Source organism: Streptomyces sp. NPDC004752, from assembly GCF_053601275.1.
Window position 1 is genome coordinate 82,451 of record NZ_JBSGBN010000013.1, and the last position, 16,328, is coordinate 98,778.

Sequence of the window (16,328 nt, forward strand, 5' to 3'; positions counted from 1 at the left end):
GCGTCGCCGAGCGCGGCGCCCCGTCCCGCACCATCCCTTTGGAGGAGGCACCGTGGCCATTTCGGTGTTCGACCTGTTCTCGATCGGCATCGGCCCGTCCAGCTCCCACACGGTCGGCCCGATGCGCGCGGCGCGCATGTTCGCCCGCCGGCTGCGCAACGAGGGCCTGCTCGGCTCCGTGGCGTCGGTCCGTGCCGAGCTGTACGGCTCCCTCGGCGCGACGGGCCACGGCCATGGCACGCCGAAGGCCGTGCTGCTCGGCCTGGAGGGCGCCTCCCCCCGGACGGTGCACGTGGAGGGCGCCGACCAACGGGTGGCGGACATCCGGGAGTCGGGCCGACTGCTGCTCCTCGGCGAGCACGAGATCGCCCTCGACGCCGACGCGGACCTGGTCCTGCACCGGCGCAAGGCCCTGCCGTACCACGCCAACGGCATGACCCTCGGGGCGTACGACGCCGAGGGCGCCGAGGTGCTGACCAAGACGTACTACTCGGTGGGCGGCGGCTTCGTCGTCGACGAGGACGCGGTCGGCGCGGACCGGATCAAGCTCGACGACACGGTGCTCAAGTACCCCTTCCGCACGGGCGACGAGCTGCTGCGCCTGACCCGCGGGACCGGACTGTCGATCTCCTCGCTGATGCTGGAGAACGAGCGCGCCTGGCGCACCGAGGAGGAGATCCGGGCGGGCCTGCTGGAGATCTGGCGGGTGATGCGGGAGTGCGTGGCGCACGGCCTGTCCCGCGAGGGCATCCTGCCGGGCGGCCTGAAGGTACGGCGCAGGGCCGCCGTGTCGGCCCGCCAGCTGCGCGCCGAGGGCGAACCGCTCGCCCGCGCGATGGAGTGGATCACGCTCTACGCGATGGCGGTGAACGAGGAGAACGCGGCCGGCGGGCGGGTGGTGACCGCCCCGACGAACGGCGCGGCCGGCATCATCCCGGCGGTCCTGCACTACTACCTCGACTTCGTGCCCGGCGCCGACGAGGACGGCGTGGTCCGTTTCCTGCTCGCGGCCGGCGCGATCGGCATGCTGTTCAAGGAGAACGCATCCATCTCCGGCGCCGAGGTCGGCTGCCAGGGCGAGGTCGGCTCCGCCTGTTCCATGGCGGCGGGCGCCCTCGCGGAGGTGCTGGGCGGCAGCCCCGAACAGGTCGAGAACGCCGCCGAGATCGGCATGGAGCACAACCTCGGCCTCACCTGCGACCCGGTCGGCGGCCTGGTCCAGATCCCCTGCATCGAACGCAACGGCATGGCCGCCGTCAAGGCCGTCACCGCGGCCCGCATGGCCATGCGCGGCGACGGCTCCCACAAGGTCTCCCTCGACAAGGTCATCAAGACCATGAGAGACACGGGCGCGGACATGTCCGTCAAGTACAAGGAGACGGCCCGCGGCGGGCTCGCGGTGAACATCATCGAGTGCTGAGGGGGCGGCGGCTGGTCGCTCTGCCCTTCAGGTGTCCTCAGCCGATCGGATTGTCGAACTCTCCGTCCCCCGTGCTGCATTCGGGAGCCGCAGCAACAGTGGAGGATCCCTGAACCTGGGTGGCCGTGATGTGGCTGCCGTGAATGTAGCGCCCGGATTCGGACGTGTCTGTCGCATCGGGGTTGCAGCCGAGATGCTGGAACTGGTCGGTGGATCCGGTGACGGTCAGGTTGTAGCCGTGGGGGTGGCCGCGGTCCGTGCGCAGGGTGACCGAGGCTGTCAGTCGGGCGTTGGCGGGAACGCGGAGGTGGATCCAGTTGATGCGATCGCTGGAGTCCGAGGTCCACTCCCGGCCGCTGTTCACATCCCGCAAGGTCAGCGTGTAGTCGTTCGGCTGGACCTTCTTGTCCCACTGAGCCGGCTCCATGCCGGTCGGTGTCACCACGGCCGTCAACCACTGGCTGTCCTGCTGGATGCCCTCCAGTTTCGCCGGGGAGGTAAATGTGTAGTCGTCGGGCGCGCCAGTCCGGCCGCCGTCCTGCGGTGTGTCGACGACCATGAACGAGGTGTCGTCGGCCTTGTCCCCGGTCTCGCCGTTCAGCAGCTGGGCCTGCCGCTTGGTGTACTTCTCGAACAGCCCGTAGGGACGAGTCCCGCCCTTGCGCGCGGCTCCCTCCTTCACGCGGGTCACATTCCCGTCGCACAGGTAGTTGCCGTCGTTGTCGGGCGGGCAGGTGAAGTTCACGGCGTCGAGGGGGCCGAGGGGACCCAGCGGCCCCACGGGCCCGAGGGGACCCAGCGGCCCGTTGGGTGCGAAGACGCCGCCGGCCTTCAGCTGGACGCCGCACGGGTAGTAGTTGGTCGGAGGGCTGTACGCGCTCCAGTTGTAGGCGGCCAACGGGCCCACGGGTCCCAGCGCGCCGTTCGGACCGAGGGGATCACTCAGGCTCGGCAGCTGCGGCCAGGGAAAGACCGGGTCGAGGTCCTGCCCGAGGGGACCCAGGTCGCTCAGCGGCCCCCAGGAGCCGATCGGCCCGAAGTAGCCGAGTGGGCCGTCGGCCTCATTCATCTCCTGGCATCGTTCCCGGCCGTCGTCGATCTGCCACGGGAGACGGCCGTACGGCTGGCCCGCGAGGGAGAACGGCCCGACATCGCTGAAGTCGCTCCCGAGTGCTTCGACACTGCTCGCGGTGACGTACAGCTCGTCCTGCAGCGGCTCGGCCGCCGCCCAACCAGCCTGGCCGCCGGAAGTAAGGGACACTCCCGCCGCTAAGGCCGCTAATCGCAGCCCCCATCGCGCTCGTCCGCCATGCCCCGAGGCGCTCGCGTGCCCCGTCCCTCGCGTCAGTTCCTCAGTCATGCGATCACTCCTTGTGAGTTGTGCCCGGAGTTCCGCCCCGGACCCTGAACACAACCTATGGATCAACGGTGCTCCGGCGCGAAGGCCAGGTGTTTGCCCGGGGCGAATTGGGCCATGTCGGCCGCGGCCATGGTCACCTCCGCAACCATCCTGTTCACCCCCGGGGAAGTGTCCAGCAGGTCCAGCACCAGGCGGAACGAGACCGACGCTTCCTCAATGCGAGCCGTCAACCGATCGACAGCATTGGGCAGTTGATCACCTTGGTCGAGAAAGCGGCACGCCAGGAAGCCGTGGCGCTCACGGAAGTGGCCGGTCAGCGTCGGGCTCGGCCCGGGGACCTTGTTACGCAGACGGCGCTTGGCCAGGTCGGCCAGGATTCGCGGGTCGCGTTGGCCGCCGATCAACGCCTTTGCCTGGCGCGTGCCCGGCCGGATCGCCCGTGCGACCGGAGACGACCGCAGACAGCTCGATGGCGCGATCGGCCGCGGACAGCCGCGGTCGGCCGCGTCGTCACCGGCTCGGTGACGCGCGGCGAGGTGGGCGGTGCCGGGTCAGCCGTACCACCGGCGCCTCCGGCGCGGTCGGCGGCGGGCGTACGCCACCCCGCAACTCCTGGACGCGCGCGAAGGGATCGGGCGGGTCGAGGCGGGGCATACAGCAGGCAACTCCTGTCACCCCACTGACGTGTGAGGAAGTCCCCGGGATGTTGCACGGCATCGATGTGAGCGCGTATCAGTCCTCGTCCTATGACACGGACGGCGTCTCCTTCGTCTTCATCAAGGCGACGGAGGGGCGGTCCTACGTCAATCCGAAACTCAGTGCCCAGACCGAGCGGGCCCGTGACGCGGGGCTCGTCGTCGGCTTCTATCACTTCCTGTGGCCCGGCAACCTCGGGGCCCAGGCGGAGCACTTCGTCCAGCACGCCCCGCAGAAGGCGGGCGACATCCTCGCCGTCGACTGGGAGACGACGAGCGAGGGGACGCACGCGAGCAACGCCGAGAAGGACCTGTTCCTCCGGAAGGTGAAGGACCTGCGGCCGAGCCACCGGGTCGTGCTGTACGCGGGCCGCCACTTCTGGCTGAACGTCGACACCACCTCGTACGCGGGCGACGGCCTGTGGATCGCCGACTATGTCACCGCGGGCGAGCCCCGTATCAGGGCGAAGTGGCGCTTCCACCAGTACACCAGCGAACCGCACGACAAGAACGTGGCGGACTTCGCGGACAAGGCCGCCCTGCGGGCCTGGGCCCACACATAGGTGCCGGTGTCGCGCACGGCGACGCCCTCGGCCGCCCCGTAGGAACGGCGGTCGCCGGCATGTGCGCGTCGAGCGCCCGGCGGGAGAACGGGGGCGTCCGGCCGGGCGCCCCCGTTCCGCTCAGGTCACTTGTTCAGGTAGGCCCAGAACTCGTCGAACGACAGCACCTTGTCGCCGTTGAGGTCCCGGGTCCTGATGATGGCCTCGGCCACCGCCTCGGTGACGTTCCAGTCGCCCTCCTGAGCCAGGGCGGTCTTGAACTCCGCGGCGGTGATGAAACCGTCGCCGTTCGCGTCGATCCGCTCGAAGTGCTTGCGTGCCTCGTCGATGTCCGCCACCGATCCGCCCCTTTTGTTCGTGTTTCTCGTGCCGTGTCGGCGTAGTGCCGCGGGTCAGATTAACCGCCCGCGCGCGCCCGCAGCGCGGCGACCACCCAGGCGAACTCCTCCTGGTGACGCGGGGGCTCCTGGTGTCCGGCGACGGCGGCGGCCAACTCGCGGTAACGGACGACCTGGGCGCCGAGGTCGATGCGGCGCAGCACCGCCGCGTGATCGGCGTCCTCGCCCAGCAGTTCGGTCAGCACGGCGTCGGCCTCCGGGCCCTCGGGCGTGACGCCGCGCGCCCGCGCGGCTGCGACCAGGTCGACGAGGCGCCGGAAGAACCACAGGGACGCGCCGGACGGGGTGTCCGGGCCGCGGTCGGCCGCGTTGAGCTCGATGTTCCGGCGCATCGCGGCCCGGAACTCCCGGTCCTGGAGCAGTTCGGCCAGCTCCACCCAGGCGTCGACCTGATCCGGGGTCGGGTCGTCGGGCAGGTTCACCCCGATGTGCCGCATCCGCTCCCGGATCGCGGGGTCGGCGGAGTCGAGCCCGTGGAAGGTCTCGTCCACGAACTCGTCGACGATCCGCTGCCGTTCGGCGGCCGAGAGCCGTGCCAGCTTGTTCATGAGTGTCATCTCCTCAGCGGTCGAGCCACGTCGTGCCACGGTCGACAACACCGCCCTGGTCACCCTCAGCGAACGCATCTGGGCGTCGAGGGCCGCCACATGCGCGGCCGCGACCTCCGCCACCGTCCGCTCGCCGGAGAGCACCTCGCGCACATGCGCGAGGCCCAGGCCCAGTTCGCGCAGGGTGCGGATCAGCTCCAGGCGGGCGACGGACGCGGAGTCGTAGAGCCGGTAGCCGCCCGTGGAGCGGGCCACCGGGTCGAGGACGCCCTCGTCGGACCAGTAGCGGATGGTGCGCACGGTCAGTCCGGTGGACCGGGCCAGCTCGCCGATGGTGAACAGGCCGGTGCCGTCGTACTGGGGGTCTGGGGGGTCTGACCCCGGGCGGTGCTGCATATCTGCGAGTCTGGGCCTTCCAGTGGGTGGAGACTCAAGGAGTACAAGGAGTACAAGGAGTACCGGGAGTGCGGGCGTGACACAGACCCTGCGGGACCTTCTCGACGCGGCGGCCAGGGGCGTCTTCCCGCCGGAGGACGGCGGTACGACCGTGGTGCCGCAGCACACGCACCGTCACGCGGGGGTGATCGCCTTCACCGCGCACGCCGTGGTGTTCACGGACGAGGACGAGCGGTGGGTGCGCGGGGCGCTCGACGCGGTCGACTGCGATCCGCTGGCCGCCGCCGTGCATCCGCGCTTCCTGGCGGACTTCATGGCGCGCACGGGGCGCGACCACGACACGGTCGACGCGCTGCTGGTCGGCGCCGCCCTGCCGGGTCGGCCGCCGCTCGCGCTGCGGGAGATCACGGACTGGGGTCATCCCCGGATCGCCTACGCCCGCGGGCGCCGCGACGAGGTACGCGCCTGGACCGCGGACGGCGGGGTGGTGACGCTGGGCCGCGGGGTGGCCGGGCGGCTGGAGGTGTCGGTGGAGGTGAACAAGAGGGGCGCCGCGGCGCGCCGCCGGGGGCTGGGGCGGGACCTCGTGGCGGCGGCGCTGCGGCTCGCCGACGAGCCGGTGTGGGCCCAGGTGTCGCCGGGGAACGCCCGCAGTCTGCGGGCGTTCCTGGCGGCCGGTTACCGCCCGGTGGGGGCGGAGGCGCTGCTCAGTGCCAGGGCACGTGGTGCTGCTCAGTGCCAGGGCACATAGTGCGGGTTGCTCCGGCAGTCGCTCATGATCTCGGTCTTGGTCGTCTTGTCGACCGGGCAGACGCCGATGATGTAGGTCCGCTGGATGCCGCCGGGGAAGGCGACCTCCACCTGGTCGGCCCACTTGTGGGTGTCGCCGATGGTCTTGTTCACGTCGACGCCGCCCGGAGCGTCGATGTAGTAGTTGTAGCCGGACTTGTACCAGGTCTTGTACAGGTCGTGGTCGTAGGTCGTGGAGACGTACGGCGAGGGCTGGTTGACGAGGACGTACTTCTCGACGTCGTACTGCCCGTTCACCACGTCCTTGGGCCTGAAGCCCTCCTCGAAGACGACGGACGGGGCGCGGCTGTCGCTGCGGTACAGGGTGCCGCAGGTGGTGCGCCACACCGGCTTCGGCGTGATCCGGTCGACGTCGACGCGGCGGTCGGCGGCGGCCTTGATCCGGTCCTCGAACTGGGGGCAGGCCGGGGCGGCCTGGGCGGCGGCCCGGGCGGGCGCCTTCGCGGGGGCCGGGGCGGCCGGGGCCGCGGCCGCGGTGGCGAGGACGGCGGCGAGGGAGAGGGCGGCGGCAGTGGCGCGGCGCCGTGGGCGAATGCTGGTCATGGGGTGACGATCCCGGTTCCAAGGCCCTGGAGCCGGGATCGTCACCCCTTCGGGGGCGTGTCCAACTGAGCGTGTTTCAGCGGAAGATGCCGGTGTGCCCGAGGGAGTAGCGGCCCGGCTGCGGATAGACGGCGAGTCCGTGCGGGCCGTTGCCGACCTTGATGCGGGCCAGCTGGGTGCCGGTGCGGGTGTCGATGGCGTACACCTCGGAGTTGTAGCGGCCGGACAGCCACAGCACCTTGCCGTCCGCGGAGACGCCGCCCATGTCGGGGCTGCCGCCGCCGGGCAGATGCCATTTCCCGGTGAGCCGGTCATGGCCGAAGTCGAAGAGGGAGATGGTGCCTTCGCCCCGGTTGGAGACGTACATCACGCGGGAGTCGCGGCTGACGTACAGTCCGTGGGCGCCCTTGCCGGTGGCCAGGAACCGCGGCTTGTCGAAGGTGTCGCCGTTCAGGATCCACAGCCCGTTGGCCTTCATGTCGGCGATGTAGAACAGCTTGCCGTCGGGCGACATCTTGACGTCCTGGGGCATCGCGCCCTGGAACGGCAGTTTCTGCTGCGCGACCACCTGCATCCGCGCCGTGTCGACCTTCAGCAGTTCGCCGCTGAACTCGCAGGAGACGATGAAGTAGCGGCCGTCGAGGGAGAAGTCGGCGTGGTTGACGCCGTAGCAGCTGACCGGGACGGTCTTGGCGGTCTTCATGGTGTGCGCGTCGCGGAAGACCAGTTGGCGGTCGAGGGAGGCCATGACGATCGCGTACTTGCCGTCGGGTGTGAAGTAGAGGTTGTACGGGTCGTGCACGGGGACCGGTGTGCCCGCCTTCCCGGTCCTGGGGTCGATGGGGGTCAGGGAGTTGCCCCGGTCGTTGTTGACCCACAGCGTCTTCAGGTCCCAGGAGGGGACGACGTGCTGGGGCTGGACGCCGACCGGGATCGTCTCGATGACCTTGTATGTCTTCGGGTCGATCACGGTGACGGTGTTGGAGTTGGTGTTGGGGACGTAGACCCGGGACGGGAAGTCCTTGACCGCCGGGGAGAACAGGCCGGGGCGGTCGGCGGCGTAGACGTCCTTCGGGTCGAGCACGGGCGGCATGCCGGGCAGCCCGTCGCCCTGCCGCCGCATCGGCCGGTCGGGGACGGGCACCTTGCTGGCGATCGCCGTGTCCGTGCGCTGCTCGGTCGCGCTGTCGCAGGCGGACAACAGGCTCAGGGCGGACAGGGCGGCACCGGCGGCCAGGACGCGGGCGGCGAGGGTGGGTTGCATCAGCTCAGCAGCTCCGTGGTGGTGACCGCGTGCAGTCCGCGGCGGTCGAGTTCTTGCAGGACGTCGGGGAAGGAGGTCACCGTGTCCGGGTAGCCGAAGTGCAGGCTGACCACTGATCCGCCGGTGACCTCGGCGAGGACCTTGCGGGTGACGGCGGGTGCGCCCGGGCTGGTGTAGTCGAGCGAGTCGACGTCGTACGACAGCACGTGCGGGTAGCCGGCGGCGCGGGCCAGCCGTTCGACCAGCGGGGAGGCGGTCTGGGCCCGGGACGGGCGGAACCAGCTGCCGATCGAACCGGTGAGCCGTTTCAGCCGGTCCGCGCAGCCGGTGATCTCGGCGCGGGCGTCGGGCTCGGACATGGTGTTGATCGAGATGTGCCGCTGGGTGTGGTTGCCGAGGTCGTGGCCGCCGTCGAGAATGCGGCGGGCCATCTCCGGGTGCTCGTCCAGCCAACTGCCGACGGCGAGCACGGTGACGCGGGCGCCGCGCCGTTCGGCCTCGGTGAGCAGGGCGTGGGCGAGCGCCGGGTCGCCCTGGCCGTGGAAGGTGAGGGCGACTCGCGGGTGGTCGCGCGGGCCGTGGGCGATCTGGGCGGGCTGCCGGGGGAAGGCCCGGGGTGCGGGGGCGGTGCGGGGCGTGGCCTTCGCGGGGCCGGGCGAAGGGGTGGCGGTCGTGGTGGGGCGTGGGTGTGCGGGCTGTCCGGAGCCCGCGGCGGACGCGCACCCGGCGGCGAGGACGCCGCCGGTGACGAGCCCGGCACCCGCGCGCAGCGCCCCGCGGCGGTCGGTCGTGGTCACGTGCACCATTTAAGAGGCGTGCGGTATGAAAAACGCCGATTGCGCCCAACGAGGGACAGTTGTCCGGGTCGCACCGCACTGCGCTCCGCCCACGGGCGGTGGTGGGCAGGCCGCACTGCGACCCGCCCACCGGCGGTGGCGACCGCGCCGCACTGCACTCCCCCACCCGCCATGGCGGACGCGCCGTCAGCGGTCGACCACCCGCGAGCGCGAGCATGCCGCACTGCACCCCGCCCACCGGCGGTGGCGGACGCGCCGCACCATGCTTCACCCACGCGCGGTGGCGGGCCTGCTTCACTACGCCCCACCCACCGGCAGTGGCGGGCGTGCCGTCAGCGGTCGGCCACCCCCCGCGGCGGTGGGCGTGCCGCACTGCACCCCGCCCACCGGCGGTGGCGACCGCGCCGCACCACGCTCCCCCACCCCCGCCATGGCGGACGCGCCGTCAGCGGTCGGCCACGCGCATTTCGAACCAGGTCGTCTTGCCGCGCGGCAGCAGGTCCACGCCCCATCGGTCGGACAGCTTGTCCACGAGGAACAGGCCTCGGCCGCTGATGTCCAGTTCCCGGACCGGCATCAGACAGGGCAGGCCGCGGGAGGGATCGCGGATCTCGACCCGGATCCAGCCGCGGCGGCGGCGCATGCGCAGGCCGAAGACGCGCGCGCCCGTGTGACGCACGGCGTTGCCGACGAGTTCCGAGACGAGCAGGACGGCGTCCTCGGTCAGCTTCGGGGTGAGCCCCCACTGGCGCAGGACGACGACCTGGGCGAGTCGGCGCGCGGTGGCCGCCGACTCGGGGCGGGACGACAGCGGGACCTCGGTCTCGGCGGGATTGCCGAACAAGTCGAGTGCCTTGAGCGCCTGTTCGTCCTCGACCGCAGGCGACCAGCGCGCCGTGGTCGCACGGCCGTGTCCCCGCGGCTGATCGATGCCCTCCAGCCCCGCCATGCCCCCATCATGGCCGCCGTGGCAGCCGTCCGTGGCCGTTCCACCGGAATACACCCCTGGAGAACTTCCCGTTTCCGACATTCGTTCGGCATATGCCAAGGACATTTCAGGGCTGGTGGCAGCCCGGTTGACCTGCGGAGACGATTCACTCCCGGGCAAGAGACATGCCTCCTCGACAAGGCAGGCTTAAGGCTGTCTTAAGCCTGCCATAACCCGCCCCGCCGAGGGACCCGGATGAGACATCGCGTCAACTGCAAGTGTTACCGCGGGAAATCCTCAGAGGAACCTGGCCTTGCCCGGACCGTCCTCCACAAAGCTGCGCATGCCCCGCTCGCGGTCCTCGGTGGCGAACAGCCCCGCGAACCATGTCCGTTCGACGGCGAGCCCGGTGTCGAGGTCCGCCTCAAGGCCGGTGTCGATCGACTCCTTCGCCGCGCGCAGCGCGATCGCCGGTCCCTGCGCCAGCCTCGCGGCCCAGGCGTACGCCTCGGCGTAGACATCGGCGGCCGGGACGACCCGGTCCACCAGGCCGATGGCCAGCGCCTCGTCGGCCCTCACCTGACGGCCGGTGAAGATGAGGTCCTTGGCCTTGGCGGGGCCGACCAGCCGCGGCAGCCGCTGGGTGCCGCCGGCGCCCGGGATCAGGCCGAGCAGGATCTCCGGCTGGCCCAGCTTGGCGTTGTCCGCGGCGATGCGGTGGTCCGCGCACAGCGCCAACTCACAGCCCCCGCCGAGCGCGTACCCGGTGATGGCGGCGACCACCGGCTTGGGGATGCGGGCCACGGCGGTGAAGGAGTCCTGCAAGCCACGGGCGCGCAGGACCATCGCGGCGTGGTCCATGGCCCGCATCTCCTTGATGTCCGCGCCCGCCGCGAACACCTTTTCGCCGCCGTAGAGCACCACGGCGCGCACATCGTCGCGGCGCGTGACCTCCTCGGCAAGCTCCTTGATCCGGTCCTGCACGGCGATGTCCAGCGCGTTCATCGGCGGGCGGTCGAGCCGCAGCGTGCCGACGCCTTCGGCGACTTCGAGATGTACGGTCATGCTCCGCAGGTTAGCGGGCGTTCACGCGCCGGGGGACGGCCGGTGCGCGACCGGCTGCCGCCCGCGGCCGGTAGCCACCCGTGACCGGCTGCCGCCCGCGGCCGGCTGCCGACCACCACGCGGTGGAGCCGCGTATCGATACGGCCCCGCCCCCCGAGCGGGCGTGGGGCTTCGGCCCTACGCCTTCCACTTCTCCCAGGACATGTTCCAGCCGTTGAGCCCGTTGTCCGGGGCCACCGTGCGGTCGTCGGAGTTCTTGACGACCACCACGTCGCCGATCATCGAGTGGTTGAAGAACCAGGCCGCCGGGACGCTCCCGTCCCCGCCACCGCGCACATCGCGCAGGCCCACGCAGCCGTGGCTGGCGTTGTAGTTGCCGAAGGCGCCGCCACCCCAGTAGTTACCGTGGACGAAGGTGCCCGAGGTGGTCAGGCGGATGGCGTGCGGCACGTCCTTGATGTCGTACTCGCCGCCGTAGCCGACGGTCTCGCCGTTCATCCGGGTCACCGTGAGCTTCTCGCTCATGACCATCCGGCCGTTCCAGGTGTCGTAGCCGGGCTTGCCGGTGGTGACCGGGATGGTCTTGATGACCTTGCCGTCCTGGGTGACCTTCATCGTGTGCTTCCTGGCGTCCACGACGGAGACCTGGTCGCGGCCGATGGTGAACCTCACGGTCCTGGTCTGCTTGCCGTAGACGCCCGGCCGGCCCTCGACGCCGTCGAGGTCGAGCCGGACGGTGACCTTCGTGCCCGCCTTCCAGTAGTTCTCGGGGCGGAAGTCCAGACGGTCGTTGCCGAACCAGTGGCCCTCGACGTCGACGGCCGGCTCGGTCGTGATGCTGATGGCCTTCTCGACGTCCTCGGGGTGCGTGATGCCCCGGGTGAAGCGGAGCGAGAACGGCATTCCCACGCCGACCGTGGAGCCGTCCTCGGGGGTGAAGGAGCCGACGAAGGTGTTCCGCGGTGTCAGCGTGGTGAAGCCGGAGTCCTCGGCGGCCTCGCGGCCCTCGGAGTCCTTGGCGACCGCGTGCACCGAGTACGTGGTGGCGGCGGCCAGATGGGTGGCGGGCGTCCACCGGGTGCCCCCACCGGTGATCGTGCCGTCGACCGTCCTGCCCTTGGCGTCCTTGACGACGACCTCGGTCAGCTTGCCCTTGGCCGCCGCGACCTTCAGGGCCCCGCTGGTGCCGACCGACCTGGCGCCGTCCTCGGGGGCGATGGTGACGACGGCCTGCGACTGCTTGCTCGCTTGCGTCGAGGAGTCCTTGCCCTTGCCGTCCCGGGAACCGGGCCCTGAGTCCGTCCCTGAACCACCGCACGCGGTGACGGCCATGAGCAGGACGCCGGCTATGAGCGCCGGCAGTCCCGCCCGCCGCCGTCCACCGCCCCTCTTGTCCGTCCGCCGCCGCGCGTCAACCGACGCCCCCGATATCGGCCGCACGTTCAACTCTGCTCCCCTCGCCGGGCCCGGTCAGGCCCCCGCCCCGGTGCGTCCGCGCGCACTCTGGCGCATAGTAACCGCAGGGATTTGAGCTGTGTGTCCGGCAAAGGTCACCGTTCCGTCGCAACTTCCGCCGGTACCGTTCCGTCGCAACTTCCGCCGGTCGCGACCACCTTGTCGGCCGTCCCGACCGGCCTGCGCACCCCGTCAGGTGACCGCGCCGCCCGCCTTCCACTCCTTCCACCCCATGTTCCATCCGCTCAGCCCGTTGTCGGGCGAGACCGTCTTGTCATTGCTGTTGACCACCTCGACGACGTCACCGATGAGGCTGCGGTCGAAGAACCAGCCCGCGGGCGTGCGCGAACTGCCGCCCTGGACATCCCTCAGCCCCACGCAGCCGTGGCTGACGTTGGACTCCCCGGGGGCGTCCGGAGCCCAGTAGTTGCCGTGCAGATAGGTGCCGGTGTCGGTGAGCTTCATGGCGTGCGGGACGTCGGGGATGTCGTACTCGCCGCCGAAACCGACCGTCTGGCCGTTCATGCGGGTCACCTCGTACATCTCCATGACCACCATCTTCCCGTTGTAGGTGGTGGTCTCCGGGGCCCCGGCCGTGATCGGCACGGTGGACGGCGGTTCGCCCTCGCGCCGCACCTCCATGGTGTGCGCCGCCGCGTCGACCAGCGAGACCTGGCTGCGTCCGACGGTGAACTCGACCGTCTTGCGCTGCAGTCCGTAGACGCCGCGCGCCCCTTCGACATCGCGCAGCGCCAGATCGACGGTGACCTTGGTGCCGGGCTTCCAGTACCGCTCGGGGCGGAAGTCGAGACGGTCCTTGCCGAACCAGTGCGGGCGGATTTCGACGGCGGGCTTCGCCGTGACGCGGACGGCGCGTTCGACGGCGGCGCGGTCGGTGATCTCCCGGTTGAAGCTCAGCGAGACGATCATCCCGGTGCCCACGGTGGAGCGGTTCTCCGGGGTGACGTACGCGATGAACCGCTCTGCCGGGACCTGGGTGGTGAACTCGGTGTGCCGGGCCGCGCGGCGTCCGTGCCCGTCCAGGGACACCACGTCCACCGTGTACTTGGCGGCGAGCGCCAGCGTCGGCTTGTCGGGCTCCCAGACCATGCCGTCGCCGGAGATGTGCCCGGCGACCGGGGTGTCCTGGGCGTCCTGGTGCTTGACCACGCGCACCGATTCCAGACGTCCGCTCGCCACCCGTACCCGCAGCCGGTCACCGGGGCGCACGTTCTTGCCACCGTCGTCCGGGACGACGCGGATGGCCTCCTCGGGGGTCGGCGGCTTGCCGAACAATCGGTCGATGCCGAGGTCGTGCGCGCCACCAGAGGTGCAGCCGGCGGCACCCGCCAGCAGCCCTGCCCATGTCAACACCGCGGCCAGTGCGGCCGTCACGCGCCGTGCGCGCCTTTGTCCATGCCTCACATGTGACTCAACGACGGCCACGCCCTGGGGAAACGTGAGTGCGACGCACGCTCTGGGCAGAACAGGGGGGAGGACGACGAGATGGGAGCCGCCGCGCCCGCGCGTGCCGCCGCGGGTGCGCCGTGTCATACGGGCCGGTGCGCCGTGGCCCCGGGGGTTGGGCGCGCTGTGGACCCGGAGGTCGGGCGCGCCCGGCCGATGGCGCGGGCCGGGTGCGCGCCGTGGCGGACGAGCCGACGCAGAGGGGCCGACAGGGTGACGAGCGCAGCCGAGCAGCGGGCAGCGGCTCAGGAGCGGGCCGGTCAGGGCGGCCGGCCGGCCGCCGCGACGAGCGGTGCCCGGCGGTCGGAGCCGCCCGCCCCTGCCGTCTGGCCGGGCGCCCCCACGCCCCTCGGGGCCCGCTACCGGCCCTCCGCCGACGGGGCCACCGGGACCGCCGGAACCGCCGGAACTGCCGGGACAGCCGGAACCGCCGGAACCGCCGGGACCAACTTCGCGCTCTGGGCGGGCGGGGCGGAGGCGGTCGAGCTATGCCTCTTCGACGACGCCGGCCGGGAGACACGGGTGCGGCTGACCGAGCAGACGCACGGGATATGGCACGGCTTCGTACCGGACGTGCGGCCCGGCCGGCGCTACGGCTACCGGGTGCACGGCCGCTGGGACCCGTGGACCGGCGCCCGGTGGAACCCGGCCAAGCTGCTGCTGGATCCGTACGCCCGCGCGGTGGACGGCGACTACGCCTCCTTCGGACTGTCGCCCGAGCTGTACGGGCATGTGCGGGACTGGCCGGAGCAGCAGGTCGCCGACACCGTGCGCGACGACCGGGACTCGGCGCCGTTCGTCCCCAAGGGCGTCGTCGTCCACGATGACGACGACTGGGCCGACGACCGCCGGCCCAAAACGCCGTGGGCGGACTCGGTGATCTACGAGCTGCATGTGCGCGGCTTCACCCGGCTGCACCCGGGCATCCCCGAGGAACTGCGCGGCACCTACGCCGGGCTGGCCCATCCGGCGGCGGTCGAGCACCTGGTGCGGCTGGGCGTGACCGCCGTGGAACTGCTGCCCGTGCACCAGTTCGCGCACGAGGACCATCTGCTGCGCCGTGGCCTCGGGAACTACTGGGGCTACAACTCGATCGGCTACTTCGCCCCGCACGGGGCCTACGCCGCCTCCGGTACCACCGGCGAGCAGGTCGGCGAGTTCAAACGCATGGTCCGCGCCCTGCACGCGGCCGGCATCGAGGTCATCCTCGACGTGGTCTACAACCACACCGCGGAGGCCGGCGAGCTGGGCCCGACGCTCTCGCTCAAGGGCATCGACAACCGCGGCTACTACCGTCTCCAGGACGACGCCCGCCGGTACGCCGACTACACCGGCTGCGGCAACACCCTGCATGTCATCCAGCCGCAGGTGCTGCGCCTGATCACCGACTCGCTGCGCTACTGGGTGACGGAGATGGGCGTGGACGGCTTCCGGTTCGACCTGGCGGCGGCGCTGGCCCGCTCGATGCACGACGTCGACATGCTCTCCCCGTTCCTCGCGGTGATCGCCCAGGACCCGGTGCTGCGCCGGGTCAAGCTCATCGCCGAGCCCTGGGACATCGGCTCGGGCGGCTACCAGGTCGGCGCCTTCCCACCGCTGTGGACGGAGTGGAACGACCGCTATCGGGGCGCCGTCCGCGACTTCTGGCGCGGCGCGCTGCCCGACGTGCGCGACCTCGGCTACCGCCTGTCGGGCTCCAGCGACCTGTACGCCTGGGGCGGCCGCCGCCCCTACGCCTCGGTCAACTTCGTCACCGCGCACGACGGTTTCACCCTGCGCGACCTGGTGTCCTACGAGAGCAAGCACAACGAGGCGAACGGCGAGCAGGGCCGGGACGGCTCCGACGACAACCGCTCGTGGAACTGCGGGGCCGAGGGCGAGACGGACGAGGAGCGGATCCGGGCGCTGCGGCGCCGACAGATGCGCAACCTGCTCAGCACACTGCTGCTGTCCACGGGGGTGCCGATGCTGGTGGCCGGCGACGAACTGGGCCGCACCCAGCGCGGCAACAACAACGCCTACTGCCAGGACAACGAGATCAGTTGGCTGGACTGGTCGCTGCTGGCGGAACCCGGCTGGCGGGCCCTGTTCGAGCTGACGTCCCGTCTGGTCGCCCTGCGCCACCGGCATCCGGTGCTGCGCCGCCGCGCGTTCTTCTCCGGGCGCGCCCATTCGGCGGACGGTCTGCGCGATCTGGCCTGGTTCAGCTCGCGGGGCGAGGAGATGACCGAGGGCGACTGGTACGCCCCGTCCGCCTCGCTCGGCATGTACCTCTCGGGGCGTGATATTCCGGGCCGCGACGAGCGGGGCGCGCCGGTCCTGGACGACAGCTTCCTCGCCGTGCTGCACGCCGGGGACCGCCCGGCGCCCTTCGTCCTGCCCGGCCCGCCGTGGGCGGATCGCTACGAGGTCGTCGTCGACACGTCCCGGGAGGACCAGGCGGCGGCACCGGGGGTGGTGCACCGGGCGGGCACGACGATCACGGCGCCGGAGCGGACGGTGTTGCTGCTGCGCGTGCGGTGAGCTCCGCTGGTTGAGCCGTTGTGCGCCGTTTCGTGTGCGGAGCGTCGTTCGTGTGCTGCGCCGTCGTGGCTTGTCGCGCAGTTCCCCGCGCCCCTA

Annotated in this window: 15 protein-coding genes; 4 read left to right on the forward strand and 11 right to left on the reverse strand. The window is 71.3% G+C overall.

Annotated features, from left to right (window positions below; all coding sequences use genetic code 11):
• Window positions 1-52: 52 nt before the first annotated feature.
• Window positions 53-1,420, forward strand: a complete 1,368-nt coding sequence (locus tag ACWEKM_RS08115) for an L-serine ammonia-lyase (protein WP_451620335.1) — start codon at window positions 53-55, stop codon at window positions 1,418-1,420.
• Window positions 1,421-1,457: 37 nt separating this feature from the next.
• On the opposite strand, the gene ACWEKM_RS08120 is transcribed toward ACWEKM_RS08115, so the two are convergent.
• Both ACWEKM_RS08120 and ACWEKM_RS08125 read right to left on the reverse strand, forming a co-directional pair.
• A complete protein-coding gene (locus tag ACWEKM_RS08120; RefSeq protein WP_451620336.1) occupies window positions 1,458-2,681 on the reverse strand; it encodes a hypothetical protein in 1,224 nt (407 codons plus the stop codon).
• A gap of 161 nt (window positions 2,682-2,842) precedes the next feature.
• Entirely contained in the window at window positions 2,843-3,184 is a 342-nt protein-coding gene (locus ACWEKM_RS08125) for a hypothetical protein (RefSeq protein ID WP_451620337.1), read from the reverse strand.
• Between the two features lie 299 nt (window positions 3,185-3,483).
• Between ACWEKM_RS08125 and ACWEKM_RS08130 the strand changes: the two genes are divergently transcribed.
• Window positions 3,484-4,038 (forward strand): glycoside hydrolase family 25 protein, encoded by a 555-nt coding sequence (locus ACWEKM_RS08130; RefSeq protein WP_451620338.1) that lies wholly within the window; start codon window positions 3,484-3,486, stop codon window positions 4,036-4,038.
• Between the two features lie 125 nt (window positions 4,039-4,163).
• On the opposite strand, the gene ACWEKM_RS08135 is transcribed toward ACWEKM_RS08130, so the two are convergent.
• On the reverse strand, window positions 4,164-4,376 hold the full coding sequence (locus ACWEKM_RS08135) for an EF-hand domain-containing protein (protein WP_451620339.1): 213 nt from the start codon (window positions 4,374-4,376) through the stop codon (window positions 4,164-4,166).
• A gap of 59 nt (window positions 4,377-4,435) precedes the next feature.
• The gene (locus ACWEKM_RS08140; protein ID WP_451620340.1) at window positions 4,436-5,380 is read right to left on the reverse strand and encodes a MerR family transcriptional regulator; all 945 of its coding nucleotides are present in this window, start codon (window positions 5,378-5,380) and stop codon (window positions 4,436-4,438) included.
• A 76-nt stretch (window positions 5,381-5,456) separates the two neighbouring features.
• On the opposite strand from ACWEKM_RS08140, the gene ACWEKM_RS08145 reads away from it, so the two are divergent.
• Window positions 5,457-6,131, forward strand: coding sequence for a GNAT family N-acetyltransferase (locus tag ACWEKM_RS08145; protein WP_451620341.1), 675 nt, complete (start codon window positions 5,457-5,459; stop codon window positions 6,129-6,131).
• Here ACWEKM_RS08145 and ACWEKM_RS08150 read toward each other — a convergent pair.
• From ACWEKM_RS08150 to ACWEKM_RS08180, 7 genes are all read right to left on the reverse strand, one after another.
• A complete protein-coding gene (locus ACWEKM_RS08150; protein ID WP_451620342.1) occupies window positions 6,113-6,733 on the reverse strand; it encodes an ADP-ribosyltransferase in 621 nt (206 codons plus the stop codon). The two genes, ACWEKM_RS08145 and ACWEKM_RS08150, sit on opposite strands and share 19 nt — an antisense overlap.
• 76 nt (window positions 6,734-6,809) lie before the next feature.
• Window positions 6,810-7,997 (reverse strand): YVTN family beta-propeller repeat protein, encoded by a 1,188-nt coding sequence (locus ACWEKM_RS08155; protein WP_451620343.1) that lies wholly within the window; start codon window positions 7,995-7,997, stop codon window positions 6,810-6,812.
• Window positions 7,997-8,803, reverse strand: coding sequence for a polysaccharide deacetylase family protein (locus ACWEKM_RS08160; RefSeq protein ID WP_451620344.1), 807 nt, complete (start codon window positions 8,801-8,803; stop codon window positions 7,997-7,999). The genes ACWEKM_RS08155 and ACWEKM_RS08160 overlap by 1 nt, the downstream gene beginning before the upstream one ends.
• Before the next feature lie 436 nt (window positions 8,804-9,239).
• Window positions 9,240-9,743 carry an ATP-binding protein gene (locus ACWEKM_RS08165; RefSeq protein ID WP_451620345.1) on the reverse strand — a complete coding sequence of 168 codons (504 nt, stop codon included), beginning with the start codon at window positions 9,741-9,743 and terminating at the stop codon, window positions 9,240-9,242.
• 276 nt (window positions 9,744-10,019) lie between these two features.
• Window positions 10,020-10,787: an enoyl-CoA hydratase/isomerase family protein gene (locus ACWEKM_RS08170; RefSeq protein ID WP_451620346.1), complete on the reverse strand. Its 768-nt coding sequence runs from the start codon at window positions 10,785-10,787 to the stop codon at window positions 10,020-10,022.
• Between the two features lie 177 nt (window positions 10,788-10,964).
• Window positions 10,965-12,233 carry a L,D-transpeptidase gene (locus tag ACWEKM_RS08175; protein WP_451620347.1) on the reverse strand — a complete coding sequence of 423 codons (1,269 nt, stop codon included), beginning with the start codon at window positions 12,231-12,233 and terminating at the stop codon, window positions 10,965-10,967.
• A gap of 201 nt (window positions 12,234-12,434) precedes the next feature.
• Window positions 12,435-13,667 (reverse strand): Ig-like domain-containing protein, encoded by a 1,233-nt coding sequence (locus tag ACWEKM_RS08180; protein WP_451620348.1) that lies wholly within the window; start codon window positions 13,665-13,667, stop codon window positions 12,435-12,437.
• Between the two features lie 255 nt (window positions 13,668-13,922).
• Here ACWEKM_RS08180 and glgX point away from each other — a divergent pair, with 255 nt between their 5' ends.
• Window positions 13,923-16,232 carry a glycogen debranching protein GlgX gene (glgX, locus tag ACWEKM_RS08185; protein ID WP_451620349.1) on the forward strand — a complete coding sequence of 770 codons (2,310 nt, stop codon included), beginning with the start codon at window positions 13,923-13,925 and terminating at the stop codon, window positions 16,230-16,232.
• Window positions 16,233-16,328 lie beyond the last annotated feature (96 nt).

What these genes read in the sequence shown, in the direction of transcription:
- ACWEKM_RS08130 (WP_451620338.1), top strand. Translation starts at nt 3,484, where the DNA reads ATGTTGCACGGCATCGATGTGAGCGCGTATCAGTCCTCGTCCTATGAC.
- ACWEKM_RS08140 (WP_451620340.1), bottom strand. Translation starts at nt 5,380, where the DNA reads ATGCAGCACCGCCCGGGGTCAGACCCCCCAGACCCCCAGTACGACGGC.
- ACWEKM_RS08150 (WP_451620342.1), bottom strand. Translation starts at nt 6,733, where the DNA reads ATGACCAGCATTCGCCCACGGCGCCGCGCCACTGCCGCCGCCCTCTCC.
- ACWEKM_RS08155 (WP_451620343.1), bottom strand. Translation starts at nt 7,997, where the DNA reads ATGCAACCCACCCTCGCCGCCCGCGTCCTGGCCGCCGGTGCCGCCCTG.
- ACWEKM_RS08160 (WP_451620344.1), bottom strand. Translation starts at nt 8,803, where the DNA reads ATGGTGCACGTGACCACGACCGACCGCCGCGGGGCGCTGCGCGCGGGT.
- ACWEKM_RS08165 (WP_451620345.1), bottom strand. Translation starts at nt 9,743, where the DNA reads ATGGCGGGGCTGGAGGGCATCGATCAGCCGCGGGGACACGGCCGTGCG.
- ACWEKM_RS08170 (WP_451620346.1), bottom strand. Translation starts at nt 10,787, where the DNA reads ATGACCGTACATCTCGAAGTCGCCGAAGGCGTCGGCACGCTGCGGCTC.